Here is a 13,575-nt window from a genome sequence, read left to right as displayed (position 1 = left end):
GAAGGAGGGGAGAGGGATGGCACGCATCGGGGAAAGCGCCGATCTGCTCAAGTGTTCCTTCTGTGGCAAGAGCCAGAAGCAGGTCCAGCAGCTCATCGCCGGTCCTGGCGTGTACATCTGCGACGAGTGCGTCGAGCTCTGCAACGAGATCATCGAGGAACGACTCGCCGAGGCGGGCGAGGAGGCGTCGAGCGAGTTCGACCTGCCGAAGCCCAAGGAGATCTTCGGGTTCCTGGAGGAGTACGTGATCGGGCAGGAGCAGGCGAAGCGCTCCCTGGCCGTCGCGGTGTACAACCACTACAAGCGGGTCCGCGCCAAGCAGTCCATCACCTCGGCCGACACGATCGACGACGTCGAGATCGCCAAGTCGAACATCCTGCTCATCGGCCCGACCGGCTGCGGCAAGACCTACCTCGCGCAGACCCTGGCCCGCCGCCTCAACGTGCCGTTCGCCGTCGCCGACGCGACCGCGCTGACCGAGGCCGGCTACGTCGGCGAAGACGTCGAGAACATCCTGCTGAAGCTCATCCAGGCCGCCGACTACGACGTCAAGCGGGCCGAGACGGGCATCATCTACATCGACGAGGTCGACAAGATCGCCCGCAAGGCCGAGAACCCGTCGATCACACGCGACGTGTCGGGCGAGGGTGTGCAGCAGGCGCTGCTGAAGATCCTGGAGGGCACGGTCGCCTCCGTCCCGCCGCAGGGCGGACGCAAGCACCCGCACCAGGAGTTCATCCAGATCGACACGACGAACGTGCTGTTCATCGTCGCCGGCGCCTTCGCGGGGCTGGAGGAGATCATCTCCTCCCGCGCGGGCAAGAAGGGCATCGGCTTCGGCGCTCCGCTGCACTCCAAGGGCGACGACATCAACCTCTTCAGCGAGGTGCTGCCGGAAGACCTGCACAAGTTCGGTCTCATCCCCGAGTTCATCGGCCGTCTTCCCGTCGTCACCACGGTCACGCCGCTCGACCAGGACGCTCTGATGCAGATCCTGACCGAGCCGAAGAACGCGCTCGTTCGTCAGTATCAGCGCATGTTCGAGCTCGATGGCGTGCAGCTGGAGTTCGACCACGCCGCCCTCGAGGCGATCGCCGACCTCGCGGTGCTGCGCAAGACCGGCGCCCGTGGTCTGCGCGCGATCATGGAGGAGGTGCTCGGCCCGATCATGTTCGAGGTGCCGTCCAGCTCCGAGGTTGCTCGCGTTGTGGTCACCAAGGAGGCCGTGCTCGAGAACGCGGCGCCGACTATAGTCCCGCACCGCCCGCGGCGCGAGGAGAAGTCGGCGTAACCGCCGGCGCCGGGGTGATCAGCATCTCCGGCGCCCGGGTCACCATCAGCCACGCCGGAAGCACGGCGAGGCACAGGATGGGCAGCACCAAGAGGTTCGAGGTGACCGCGACCCCGACGAAGATCGCGATCCAGCCGTCCTTCGTGACCGCGAGTGTGATTCCGAGGACGGCGGACGCCACCGCGACCTGAACGGGAATGCCGGGCACGAGCGCCGCTGCGAGTGTGCCGATCGCCGCGCCGATGAAGACCGACGGGAACACGCGCCCGCCTCGGAAGCCCGCGCTCGCAGCGACGAGCAGCGCGACGAACTTCACCACGGTGATCAGCGCCAGCTGGCCAGGAGAGTAGTCGGCGCGGTTCTGCACGAGCTCGCCCATCTGCTGCAGCCCCTTGAACAGCGTGATCGGGCCGCCGAGCGCCCCCACGAGGCCGAGTACGACACCGCCGGCGAGCGTGATCAGCAGTGGATGCCGCAGCGCGTGGAACACCCGGTGCACCACGGGGAACAGGGCCGCCGCCGCGATGCCGACCGCGGTCGACACGGACCCGATGATGAGCGCCGCCAGCAGGTCCCAGCCCGTGATCGTCGTGTACGCGGGCATCGGGATCGCGAAGTGGGGATGCGCGAGCAGCGTCATCGTGAGCGAACCGGCCGCCGCCGACACCAGCGGCAGGAACAGCTTGTCCCAGAGCGCGCCGCCGCCGCGCACCGACGCGACGATCCCGGTGAACACCAGCGCCGCGGCGACCGGGGTGCCGAAGAGGGCGCCGATCGTTCCGGACGCGGCCATGAGCATGACGATCTGCGCAGGCACCGCCTTCCACAGCCTCCCGACCAGGGTGACCAGGATGCTGATGTTGATCGCGATGATCGGGTTCTCCGGCCCCAGGCTCACGCCGCCGGCGAGCCCCAGGATCGCGGCCAGGGCGAGCGAGGGCACCACGCCGATGCGCAGCGGGGGAGCGACGAGCTCCGTGGTGGCCGAGTCCGGTCCGGCATGACCGGGCACCAGCCACACCGTGAGCCCGACCGCGAACCCGGTGACCGTCAGCACGAGGAAGATCCACCACCCAGAGGACGGGTCGACGCCGAGGGCATGGGGGAGCGCCGTCCACACGCCGTCCTCGACCAGGCCGGCCAGCTCGTCCACCGCCCACAGGGTCAGCGCGCTGACCACGCCGATGACGACGGCCGGAATGCTCAGCAGCGCGAGGCTGCGCGCGGTGGGCGCGGGCATCTCCTGCTGACCGGTCGACGACATCCCGGACCCCCTCCCGCGGTTGCGCTCAGAGTAGAGGGCCGCGGTCGGCGGCGGCTAGCCTGCGATCCTCGCCCTGCCGGGCGGCAGAGCGAGGATCGGGAGAGCGACGGTGGGGACGGGCCGGGAGACGGTCAGCGGTCGAGGCCGCGGCGCTTGAGCAGCGGCTCGAGCTGCGCGTCCCGCCCGCGGAAGTCGCGGTACGCCTCCAGCGGGTCCTTCGAGCCGCCGACGCCGAGCAGGCGCGACCGGAACCGGTCGCCGTTCTCGCGCGTCAGGCCGCCGTTCTCGCGGAACCACTCGACCGTGTCGGCGTCGAGCACCTCGCTCCAGATGTAGGAGTAGTAGCCGGCGTCGTACCCGCCCGAGAAGGTGTGCGCGAAGTACGTGCTCGCGTACCGCGGCGGCACGGCCGGATTGTCGAGTCCCACGCGTTCGAGCGCTGCGGCCTCGAACGCGGCGACGTCGTCGACCGTGTCGTCGGCGGTGATACGGTGCCACTCCTGGTCGAGGAGTGCCGCGGCGAGGTACTCGCTGGTCGCGAAGCCCTCGTTGAACGACTCGGCGGCGTGCAGCTTGTCGACGAGCTCCTGCGGCATCCGCTCACCGGTGACGTGGTGGACGGCGTAGTTCTCGAGGATCTCGGGCCAGAGCATCCACATCTCGTTCACCTGGCTCGGGAACTCGACGAAGTCGCGGAAGACGTTGGTGCCCGCGAACTTCGGGTACGTCACCCGGGCGAACAGGCCGTGCAGGGCGTGGCCGAACTCGTGGAACAGCGTGTTGGTCTCGTCGTAGGTGAGCAGCGTCGGCTCGCCGGCAGCGGGCTTCGGCACATTGAGGTTGTTGACCACGACGGTCGGGTAGCCCAGCAGCGAGGACTGCGAGATCAGTGGGTTCATCCACGCGCCGCCGCGCTTGGAGTCGCGCGTGTACAGGTCGAGGATGTAGAGGCCGAGCTCGGAGCCGTCCTCGTTGCGCACCTCGAAGACGCGGGCATCGGGGTGGTACGCGACGAGGTCCGGACGCTCGGCGAAGGTGATGCCGTAGAGCCGGGTCGCGGCGTAGAAGACTCCGTCGTGCAGCACGCGCTCGGCCTCGAAGTACGGTCGCATCGCAGCGAAGTCGACATCGTACTTCTCCGCGCGCACGGCGCCGGTCAGGTGGGCCCAGTCCCACGCCTCGACGGTCTGCCCCTCCGGCATCAGGCGCTGCAGGTCGGCCTGCTCGGCGCGCGCGTTGCGGGCGGCGGCCGGGGCCAGGCGGCCGAGCATGTCGGCCACAGCCTCCGGGGTGCGGGCGGTCTGGTCGGCCGTCACGTAGGCCGCGTGCGTGTCGAACCCGAGCAGGCGGGCGCGCTCCGCCCGGAGGCGGGTGATCTCCAGCACCAGGTCGCGGGTGTCGTGCTCGCCGCCGTGCGTGCCGCGGGCACGGGAGGCCGTCATGATGCGCTCGCGCGACGACCGCCCGGTGAGGTCGGCCAGCCACGGGTGGCCGGTCGGCAGCACGAGGGTGACGACATACTTGCCGTCGAGCCCGCGGTCGGCGGCGGCCTGGGCGGCGGCGGAGAGCTCGCCCTCGCCGAGCCCGGCCAGCTCCTCGGCCGTGTCGAAGACGACGGCGAGCTCGTTCGTGTCGGCGAGCAGGTTCTTCTCGAACCGGGTGGTGAGGGTCGACAGGCGCTGGTTGTACTCGCGCAGGCGCTCTTTGTCCGCATCGTCGAGACCGGCGCCGGCGAGCGTGAACTCGGTGTGGTACCGCTCGACGAGGTAGCGCGACTCGTCGTCGAGGCCCAGCTCGTCGAGGCGCGCGTGCAGGTCGGCGATGCGGGCGGAGAGGGCGGGGTTCAGGCGGATGGCGTCCTGGTGGGCGGCGAGCCGCGGCGCGATCTCCTCCTCCAGGGCATTGGTGAAGTCGGTGCTGTCGGAGGAGCTCTTGTTGAAGAACACCTCGGCGACGCGCTGCAGGATCTGGCCGGAGCGCTCCAGCGGCAGCATCGTGTTCTCGAAGGTGGTCGGCTCCTCGGTGCGGACGATCGCGTCCACCTCGGCCAGCTGCTCCTCCATGCCCCGCTCGAACGCGGGGAGGTAGTGCTCGTCGCGGATCTCGGCGAACGGCGGCAGCTGGTAGGGGAGCGTGCTCGGGGTGAAGAAGGGATTCGCGGTATCGGCCATTGCTCCAGCCTAGACACCGCAGTGCGGCGGAAGCAAAGGAATCGTTGCAAAGAAGAATATGCAAAGACTTGCTTGCAAAGAAAGCTTTGCATTGCTACCGTGGTGGCTATGAGCGACGACCGTCCCGACGAGACCACCGCAGACCCCTCCGGCACCGCGAACCCGGCCGCGCCCGGCGTGGTGGGCGGGAGGGACCCGTTCGAGGATGCGCTGGGCATGGCGGCCCTCCGGGCGCTGGCCCATCCGCTGCGCGTCGAGATCATGAACGAGCTGTCCGACTTCGGCCCGGCCACCGCCAGCATGCTGGCCGAGCGGCTGGGGGAGTCGAGCGGGGCGACCAGCTACCACCTCCGCCAGCTCGCCCGGCACGACATCATCGTCGAGGACACCGAGCGCGGCTCCGGCCGTGAGCGCTGGTGGCGCATGGCTCCCGGCGGTGTGACCATCGGCTCGCCCGAGACCCTCGGCACGCCCGCAGGCCGCGAGGCGAACGAGCTGATCTCGCTGGGCTGGCAGCAGAACAACGAACGTCGGCTGGCCGCCTTCCTTCGCCGTGGGCTCGACACGTTCGGCTTCGACTGGATGGAGTCCAGCACGCTCTCCACCTCCCACCTCGAGGTGACGCGCGAGCAGCTGGCCGAATTCGGCCGCGAGTACTACGCGCTGCAGGACCGGCTGAAGGCGAAGTGGAAGGCGGAGGACGCCGAGGCCGACGCCCGCACGGAGCCCCCAGCCGAGCGCAAGCGCGTGCAGGTCCAGTTCAACGCGTTCCCGCTGGTGGAGCAGGAGGACCGCTGATGCCCTCCGCCACCCGCGAACCGCTCGGCGCCGGCTTCTCCCGGCTCTGGACGGCCGCGATCGCCAGCAACCTCGCCGATGGCATCGGCCGCACGGCGGTGCCGCTGATCGCGACGACGCTGACCCGCGACCCGGCCCTCATCGCGGGACTGAGCGCCGTCACGTTCCTGCCGTGGCTGTTCTTCGGCATCCCGGCCGGTATGCTGCTCGACCGGGTCGACCGCCGCATCGCGATGGCGGTGGCGAACTCGCTTCGCTTCGCGGTCGCCGCCGTGGTCGCGCTGCTGATCACGACCGGCGAGCTGACGATCTGGTCGCTCTACGCCTGCGTGCTGGCGTTCGGGCTCGGCGAGACGGTGTTCGACAACGCGACCACCACCGTCGTCCCGGCGCTGGTCGGCCGCGGTCAGCTGGACCGCGCGAACGGGCGGATGCAGTCGGCCGAGATCACCATCCAGAACTTCATCGCGACCCCGCTCGCGGGCTTCCTGTTCGCGGCCGCGATCGTGCTCCCGGTCTGGCTGACCGGCGCCGGCTTCCTCGTGGCGGGGCTGCTGGCGCTCAGCATCCCGGCCGCCGCGGCCCATGCCCACCGGGCGGGCTCGGCGGGGGAGTCCGTGGCGCGTCCGCCGCTCTCGGCCGTCGTGCGCTTCCTCTGGAACGACCGCTTCCTGCGGTGGATGATCCTGCTCACGTCGTTCACGGCGTCCGCGCTGGCGTTCGCCCAGGGCAGCGTCGTGCTGCTCCTCCTGCAGACCTTCCACGTGCCGGCTGCGCTGGTCGGCGTGGTGACGGCGGCGATCGGCATCGGCGCCCTCGTGGGCGCGCTGGTGTCGAGCCGGTTCGTCGAGCGGTTCGGCCGGGGGCGGGTGATGTTCTGGGCGATCCTGGTCAGCGGGGTCGGCATCGTGGGCGTCGGGCTCACCGGCAACGTCGTCGTCGCCATCGGCGCGTACGCGTTCGGCGCGTTCGGCGTCGCCGTCTGGAACGTGCCGTGGGGCGCGCTGCGCCAGGCCGTCATCCCGAGCGACATGCTCGGCCGCGCGCTCGGCATCGTCCGCACCATCGGCTGGGGGCTCACCCCGATCGCCACCGTCCTGGGCGGCTTCGTCGCCCGCATCGACCTCCGGCTGCCGTTCGTCATCGGCGGCGGGCTGGTGGTCGTGGCGACGCTCGTCGCGTCGCGTCTCATCCTCTCCGCGTCGGCCCAGACGCCGGCCGAAGCGCCCGTTCCGGAAGGACAACCGTCATGACCGCCGTCCTCGTCTCCACCTACCGTCCGCTCACGCACCGCGTCGCGCTCCGCCTCGGGCGCGCGCTGACCGCCTGGGGCGACCGCCCGCTCGCGCGGGAGGCGCACCATGCCGACCGCGTCGCGCTGGTCGAGCGCGCCCGCCACGACGCCACGCGCACCCTCCCGCAGCTGCCGCGCTGACGATCGTCTGTGTTCGCGAGGCGAACGCGCGGCGTGTCGAGTGCGGGAGCCTACGGCTCCTCGTCGTAGTCGGATGCCTCCACCTCGACCGGCTGCGTGATCGTCGCGGAGTCCTCGGCCTGGTTGTAGCGGATCTCGGTGCCGTCGTCGAGCGTGACCACGGGCTTGCCTTCGAGCCACGTCAGCGTCCAGCTCCAGCCGGCGGTCTCGACGTCGGTGGCGACGAGCTCCTCCTCGACCGTGCGGACGGCGTACGACACGACCTCCGGCAGGGCTGCGGGCGACTCGTCGCCGACGGCCCAGCGCGTCCCGAGCTGCATCAGGCGCGCCCCGCCTCGACAGGGGCGGACGCCAGGTCGATCTCGTAGGTGACCCACGACGTGCGGCTGGCGACGGCGTCGTAGAGCTTCTGCGCCGTGGCGTTGTCCTGTGCGGTGATCCACTGCACGACGCCGAGTCCGCGCTCCTCGGCGAGGGCACGGGCCTTCTGGATGAGGGCGGAGCCGACGCCCTTGCCGCGCTCCTCCTCGACGACGAACAGGTCGTCGAGGAACAGCCCGCGGTCGCCCTCCAGCGGCCGGGCGAACTCGCGCACGTGGGCGAGGCCGACGATCCGGTCCCCGTCGACGGCGACGTAGCCGTCCTCCTCGTGCTCGGGGTCGGTCAGCCAGGACCAGAGGACGAGCGCCTTCTGGTCGGTCAGCTCGGTCTCGTAGAACCGGGCGTACTCGGCGTACACATCGAGCCAGGCGAAGAAATCGCCGTCCCTGACCGGTCGAACCTCGATCGACATGGATTCCTCCGTTCGCTGTGCGCGCCCGGAAGAGGTCTCCGGGCGTGTTCCGACCATATCGCGGTCGGGTTCAGGGGACGAGGTCGTACGTGACCCACTTGGTCTTCTCGGCGAACCTGTCGTACAGGCGGCGGGCCGTCTCGTTGTCCTTCGCCGTGATCCAGCGGACGACCGAGAGGCCGCGCTCCTTGGCCTGCTCGCGGACGGCCTCCAGCAGGGCGGCGCCTGCACCGGCGCCGCGGGAGTCGGGGCTCACGAACAGGTCGTCGAGGTACAGGCCCTTGCTGCCGTCGAGCGGACGCACGAACTCGCGCACGTGCGCGAGGCCGATGGGCGTGTCCTCCTCGTCGACGGCGAAGTACGCCTCCAGCTCGTTGCCGGGATCGGAGATCCAGCTCCAGACCAGCAGCGCCTTCTCGTCCGTCACCGGGCTCTCGTAGAAGTCGCCGTAGCCTGCGTACAGGTCGAGCCAGGTGAAGAACTCGTTGTCCCGCACCGGTCGCACGGTCACCGTCATCGTTCCTCCTCGCTCGGGGCTGTGGCGAGCAGAATATCGGTCACCGAGAGCTCGTCGGCGGAGGCGAAGCGCAGGTCCGCAATTCTGCCCACCGAGCGGAGGTCGCCCGCGGCCGACTCGACGGCCGCGATCTCGTCCGCCGGACCGGCGATGACCGCCGAGTCGACGGGGGTGCGCTGCGACGCCTTCGCAGCGGTCTTGGCCCCGCGGATGCCGGTCAGCGCGCGCCCGACGATCGCCAGCACGGCGCGGTCGGCATTCCAGTCCTGCGCCACCTCGTCGGCGGCCGGCCACGCGGCGTGGTGCACGGAGCCGGTCTCAGACCAGCTCCACGCCTCCTCGGCCGCGAACGGCAGCACGGGCGCGAACAGGCGCAGGAACGCCGAGAGGGCGACACGCAGGGCGACCACTGCGGAGGCCTGCTCGGCCGTGGCGTCCCCGTAGGCGCGCTCCTTCACGAGCTCCAGGTAGTCGTCGCAGAACGTCCAGAAGAACGTCTCCATCGTCTCCAGCGCCCGCGCGTGGTCGTAGTTCTCGAGCGCGGCGGTGGCGTCGGCCACGACGTCGGCGAGGTTCTGCAGCATGCTGCGGTCCAGCGGGCTGGTCACCTGCGCCAGGTCGAGCGAGGCGGGCGCCTCGAAGCCGAGGATGAACTTCGCCGCGTTGAGCAGCTTGATCGCGAGCCTGCGGCCGATCTTGATCTGGGTCGGGTTCTGCGGGTCGAACGCCGCGTCGGTGCCGAGCCGGCTGGACGCGGCCCAGTAGCGCACGGCGTCGGAGCCGTGCCGCTCCAGGATGTCGGCCGGGGTCACGACGTTGCCCTTCGACTTGGACATCTTCTTGCGGTCGGGGTCGACGATGAAGCCGGACAGGGCGGCGTTGCGCCATGGCGCGACGTCGCTCTCGAGCTTCGCGCGCAGCAGGGTGGAGAACAGCCAGGTGCGGATGATGTCCTGGCCCTGCGGGCGCAGGTCGAACGGGAAGACGGCGTCGAAGAGCTCGTCGTCTCGCATCCAGCCGCCCGCCAGCTGCGGGGTGAGGGAGGACGTCATCCACGTGTCCATCACGTCGTGCTCGCCCACGAAGCCGCCGGCCTGGCCGCGCTGCGCCTCGTCGTAGCCGGGTGCCGGGTCGGAGGACGGGTCGACCGGGAGCTGCTCCTGCGCGGGCAGGATCGGCTGGTCGAAGACGGGGTTGCCGTCGCCGTCGAGCGGGTACCAGACCGGGATCGGCACGCCGAAGTAGCGCTGGCGCGAGATCAGCCAGTCGCCGGTGAGGCCGTTCACCCAGTTCTCGTACCGCACGCGCATGAAGTCGGGGTGCCAGTCGATCTCGCGGCCCAGCTCGATGAGCCGCTGGCGCAGCTCCTCGTCGCGGGCGCCGTTCTTGACGTACCACTGGCGGGTGGAGACGATCTCGAGCGGGCGGTCGCCCTTCTCGAAGAACTTGACCGGGTGCTGGATCGGCTTCGGCTCGCCGATCAGGTCGCCCGAGGCGCGCAGCAGCTCCACCACGGTCTGCTTCGCCGAGAACACAGTCTTGCCGGCGAGCTCCGCGTACGCCTCGCGGCCGGCGTCCGAGGTGATCGCCTCCGGCGGCTCGGGCAGGATGCGGCCGTCGAAGCCGATGATCGCGCGGTTCGGGAGGTCGAGCTCGCGCCACCAGGTGACGTCGGTGATGTCGCCGAAGGTGCAGATCATGGCGATGCCCGATCCCTTGTCCGGCTGCGCCAGGTGGTGCGCCACAACTGGCACCTCGACGTCGAACAGCGGGGTGCGGACGGTCGTGCCGAAGAGCGGCTGGTACCGCTCGTCGTCCGGGTGCGCCACGAGCGCCACGCAGGCGGGGAGAAGCTCCGGGCGCGTGGTCTCGATGTAGACCGGGCCGCCCTCGCCGTGGAAGGCGACGCGGTGGTATGCGGACGGCTGCTCGCGGTCCTCCAGCTCGGCCTGCGCGACCGCGGTGCGGAAGGTGATGTCCCATAGCGTCGGCGCGAGCGCCTGGTACGCCTCGCCGCGCTCGATGTTGCGCAGGAACGCCAGCTGCGAGGTGCGGATCGAGTCGCGCCCGATCGTGCGGTACGTCTGCGACCAGTCCACCGAGAGGCCGAGGGTGCGCCACAGCGCCTCGAACTGCTTCTCGTCCTCCTCGGTCAGCCGCTCGCACAGCTCGATGAAGTTGCGGCGCGAGATCGGCTTCTGGTCGGCGGCCTTGGTGCTCTTGTTGTCGCCGCCCTCGAAGGGTGGGGTGAAGTCCGGGTCGTAGGGGAGCGACGGGTCGCAGCGCACGCCGTAGTAGTTCTGGACGCGGCGCTCGGTCGGCAGGCCGTTGTCGTCCCAGCCCATCGGGTAGAACACGTTCCGCCCGCTCATCCGCTGGAAGCGCGCGATCACGTCGGTGTGCGTGTAGCTGAAGACGTGGCCGATGTGCAGCGAACCGGACGCCGTGGGCGGCGGGGTGTCGATCGAGTAGACCCCGTCGCGGCCGGCGGCGAGCGCGGCCTCCCGATCGAACCGGAAGGTGCCGTCGCTCTGCCAGCGGTCACCCCACTTGGTCTCCAGCCCTTCCAGCGCGGGCTTTTCTGGCACGTTCGGCGTGCTCATGGGGGTCCTCCGATTCGATATGTGCGGCACCGTGTCCTCGAGGTGCCTGAGTGTGGGATCCCTACAAGACTACCGAACGCGCCAGAGCCCCGGTTCAGACCTCGTCGACGAAGGGCTTCCGCCGGGCGGCGAAGAGGGCCGCCACCAGGGTGATCGCCGACATGACGACGAGCACGATGCCCGGGTGCCACCAGGCATTGCCGGTGGCCTGGCCGAAGATGAGCGTGAGCGCGGGAACGAACGACGTGAGCAGCGCCGCGATGCTGTACGCGACCGACAGCCCGCTGTAGCGGACCTCGCTCGGGAACAGGTCCGACATCAGACCGCCGAGGGCCGCCCACGACAGGGTCGGCAGGATGCCGCCGATGATCATGCTGCCCACAAGGACGCCGAAGTTCGCGTACTGCAGCAGGAAGTACATCGGGAATGCCACGATCAGCGTCCCGATCGCACCGTAGGCGACGACCTTCGCCGAGCCGATACGGGCCGCCCACGCGCCGAAGAGCGGGATGGTCACCAGCTGCAGCAGTCCGCCGATGGTCGTGGCGACCAGCAGGTCCTGGTACTTGAAGCCGAGCACGGAGGTGCCGTAGTCGACCATGTAGGTGTTCATCAGCGAGTAGGAGCCGATGCCGAGGATGGCCGCGCCGATCCCGATGACGAAGCCGGCGGGGGCCTTGCGGAACACGTCGACCACCGGGAAGGCGTCGCGCTTGCCGGTCTCCAGCAGCTTGCGGAACACCGGCGTCTCGTCGATCGACCAGCGCAGGTAGAGCGAGACCAGCAGCAGCGGGAACGCGGTCAGGAACGGGATGCGCCAGCCCCACGCCGCGATGTCCGCGGTCGACATGGTGAGCGTGAGGACGATGAAGACGACGGCGCTCAGGATGGAGCCCACCGGCGAGCCGAGCTGGGGGAGCGCCGCGTAGAAGCCGCGCTTCTTCGGGTTCGCGTACTCGGTGGCGAGCAGGATCGCTCCGCCCCACTCGCCGCCGACGGAGAAGCCCTGCAGCAGGCGCAGCAGCACGATCGCGATCGCGCCGAACCATCCCGCCGCCGCGTAGGTCGGCAGCACGCCGACGAGCCCGGTGGAGAGTCCCATGATCAGGATGGTGATCAGCAGTGTGGGACGGCGCCCGATCCGGTCGCCCAGGTTGCCGAACACGATCGCGCCGATCGGGCGGATGACGAACCCGGCGGCGATGGCGAGGAACCCGGCCAGCGCCCCGCCGAACGCGCCGAGCGGCGCGAAGAACAGCGGTCCGACGAAGAACGCGGCGAAGTACGCGTAGAGATAGAAGTCGTACGACTCGAGCGCGGTGCCGACGAACGACGCGATGGTGACGCGGCGCGCGGTGCCCGGGGTGATCCCGGGGCGATCGGTCTCGCTGCGGACGGGAGTGGTGGTGGTAGTCACGGGTGTCCTTCTGAACGGTAGAATCTGGACCGGGTCCAATAATGGCACGGAAGGGGAACGCACGATGGCGCTCGCGCATTCCGCCCGCCCCGCCGGCGCCGGCCGGCCGCGCTCCTCGTCCCGCGGCATGATCGCGGAGGCCGCCGCCGAACTCTTCCTCGAGCAGACCTACGCCGGCACCACCGTCGACGACATCGCCCGCCGCGCCGGGGTCAGCCGGGCCACCTTCTTCAACTACTTCGGCGCGAAGAGCGACCTGCTCTGGCTGGAGGTCGACGAAGCGCTCGCCGCCTTCGACGACACGCTCGCGGCCGCACCCGCCGATGCCGCCCCGATGGACGCCGTGCTCGACGCGCTCACGCGCCTCGCCGACGCGTTCGGCCCCGGCCGGCTCCCACTGGCGGTGACCCAGGTGGAGCTGATGGGCACGGATGCGGAGCTGCAGGCCTCCGCGCTTCCCCGTTTCCTGGCGCTGGTGCGCCGGCTGGAAACCTTCATCGCCCAGCGGGCGGGACTTCCGTCGGACGCGCTGCTTCCGCGGGCCGCCGCGACCGCGGTCGTCGGCGCCGCTGTCTCCGCCGCCGCGGCCTGGGCGCGTGCCGGCGTCCGCCGCGGCCCGCTCACCCCGCTCGTGCGCACCGCGGTCGCCCCCGTCTGCGCGGGCTACGCCCCCTTCCTCTAGCGCGACTGCGGCCTCCCGTCACGTCTGCTGGTGCGCGCGCACCCGCAGACGTTCCGCGGGACCGCAGTCGCGCGAGAGCGGCCTGCGTCGGCTACGCTCCGGGCATGGAGTCCGGATCGTCGGATGTGGCGGAGTTCACGGCGGTGCGTCATCCGTCTACCGCGACCGCCGTGCGACGACTGGGCGGGTCGCTTCCCTTCACGGCCTACGCCCTGCGCGTATCCGTCGCGGGCGAGGCACTGGTCGTCACGAGCCGGAGCGGACACGCGATCGTGTCTGTCCCGGCGTCCGACATCCGCTCGATCGGTGTCGGCGAGGTCAGTTCGGCCCCTCCCATGCCGGTCGTGGCGCTTGCGATCCTCGTGACCGTCGACCGGGCCGGGCGCGAGACCGTCCTGCCGGTCGTCCCGGTGGGCGAGGACGGGGGCTCCCTCACCTGGCGGGACGCCGACGTCCGCTCCCTGGCGGACCGGCTGCGGCGATCCCTCAGCGCCGCCTGACCTCTCGCCCCGCCGAGTTGCGCGTCGTGGCGGCTATTTCGGCCGAATGGCCGCCACGACGTGCAACTCGGCGGGGATATAGAATGGACGGACAGACTGTGATC

At 70.4% G+C, this 13,575-nt stretch carries 13 protein-coding genes; 6 read left to right on the top strand and 7 right to left on the bottom strand.

Annotation, left to right across the window (positions count from 1 at the left end; all coding sequences use genetic code 11):
• Nucleotides 1–16 precede the first annotated feature (16 nt).
• Nucleotides 17–1,291: an ATP-dependent Clp protease ATP-binding subunit ClpX gene (gene clpX / locus P5G59_RS04345; protein WP_175337351.1), complete on the top strand. Its 1,275-nt coding sequence runs from the start codon at nt 17–19 to the stop codon at nt 1,289–1,291.
• On the opposite strand, the gene P5G59_RS04340 is transcribed toward clpX, so the two are convergent.
• The gene (locus P5G59_RS04340) at nt 1,248–2,555 is read right to left on the bottom strand and encodes an ion channel protein (protein WP_301216347.1); all 1,308 of its coding nucleotides are present in this window, start codon (nt 2,553–2,555) and stop codon (nt 1,248–1,250) included. The genes clpX and P5G59_RS04340 overlap by 44 nt on opposite strands.
• Before the next feature lie 131 nt (nt 2,556–2,686).
• Nucleotides 2,687–4,726, bottom strand: coding sequence for a M3 family metallopeptidase (locus tag P5G59_RS04335; protein ID WP_301216345.1), 2,040 nt, complete (start codon nt 4,724–4,726; stop codon nt 2,687–2,689).
• Nucleotides 4,727–4,834: 108 nt separating this feature from the next.
• Between P5G59_RS04335 and P5G59_RS04330 the strand changes: the two genes are divergently transcribed.
• The 3 genes from P5G59_RS04330 to P5G59_RS04320 are packed head-to-tail and all read left to right on the top strand — an operon-like array spanning nt 4,835 to nt 6,959.
• Complete coding sequence (locus P5G59_RS04330) at nt 4,835–5,524, top strand: ArsR/SmtB family transcription factor (protein ID WP_301216343.1); 690 nt, start codon at nt 4,835–4,837, stop codon at nt 5,522–5,524.
• Entirely contained in the window at nt 5,524–6,777 is a 1,254-nt protein-coding gene (locus P5G59_RS04325) for an MFS transporter (RefSeq protein WP_301216341.1), read from the top strand. Before P5G59_RS04330 ends, P5G59_RS04325 begins: the two co-directional genes overlap by 1 nt.
• A complete protein-coding gene (locus tag P5G59_RS04320) occupies nt 6,774–6,959 on the top strand; it encodes a hypothetical protein (RefSeq protein ID WP_301216339.1) in 186 nt (61 codons plus the stop codon). Before P5G59_RS04325 ends, P5G59_RS04320 begins: the two co-directional genes overlap by 4 nt.
• Nucleotides 6,960–7,009: 50 nt before the next feature.
• On the opposite strand, the gene P5G59_RS04315 is transcribed toward P5G59_RS04320, so the two are convergent.
• The 5 genes from P5G59_RS04315 to P5G59_RS04295 form a co-directional block, all read right to left on the bottom strand.
• On the bottom strand, nt 7,010–7,279 hold the full coding sequence (locus tag P5G59_RS04315) for a hypothetical protein (protein ID WP_301216337.1): 270 nt from the start codon (nt 7,277–7,279) through the stop codon (nt 7,010–7,012).
• Entirely contained in the window at nt 7,279–7,752 is a 474-nt protein-coding gene (locus tag P5G59_RS04310; protein ID WP_301216335.1) for a GNAT family N-acetyltransferase, read from the bottom strand. The genes P5G59_RS04315 and P5G59_RS04310 overlap by 1 nt, the downstream gene beginning before the upstream one ends.
• Before the next feature lie 70 nt (nt 7,753–7,822).
• Nucleotides 7,823–8,269: a GNAT family N-acetyltransferase gene (locus tag P5G59_RS04305; protein WP_301216333.1), complete on the bottom strand. Its 447-nt coding sequence runs from the start codon at nt 8,267–8,269 to the stop codon at nt 7,823–7,825.
• Nucleotides 8,266–10,872: a valine--tRNA ligase gene (gene valS / locus P5G59_RS04300; RefSeq protein ID WP_301216331.1), complete on the bottom strand. Its 2,607-nt coding sequence runs from the start codon at nt 10,870–10,872 to the stop codon at nt 8,266–8,268. Before valS ends, P5G59_RS04305 begins: the two co-directional genes overlap by 4 nt.
• 94 nt (nt 10,873–10,966) lie before the next feature.
• Nucleotides 10,967–12,289, bottom strand: a complete 1,323-nt coding sequence (locus tag P5G59_RS04295) for an MFS transporter (RefSeq protein ID WP_301216329.1) — start codon at nt 12,287–12,289, stop codon at nt 10,967–10,969.
• A 64-nt stretch (nt 12,290–12,353) separates the two neighbouring features.
• On the opposite strand from P5G59_RS04295, the gene P5G59_RS04290 reads away from it, so the two are divergent.
• Nucleotides 12,354–12,971, top strand: a complete 618-nt coding sequence (locus P5G59_RS04290; protein ID WP_301216328.1) for a TetR/AcrR family transcriptional regulator — start codon at nt 12,354–12,356, stop codon at nt 12,969–12,971.
• A gap of 104 nt (nt 12,972–13,075) precedes the next feature.
• Nucleotides 13,076–13,471 carry a hypothetical protein gene (locus tag P5G59_RS04285; RefSeq protein WP_301216326.1) on the top strand — a complete coding sequence of 132 codons (396 nt, stop codon included), beginning with the start codon at nt 13,076–13,078 and terminating at the stop codon, nt 13,469–13,471.
• Nucleotides 13,472–13,575: the final 104 nt, after the last annotated feature.

The sequence above is a fragment of the Leifsonia virtsii genome (genome assembly GCF_030433675.1).
Classification (GTDB): Bacteria; Actinomycetota; Actinomycetes; order Actinomycetales; family Microbacteriaceae; genus Leifsonia; species Leifsonia virtsii.
Note: the sequence above shows the minus strand (reverse complement) of the source record. Positions and strands in the feature narration are given on the sequence as shown.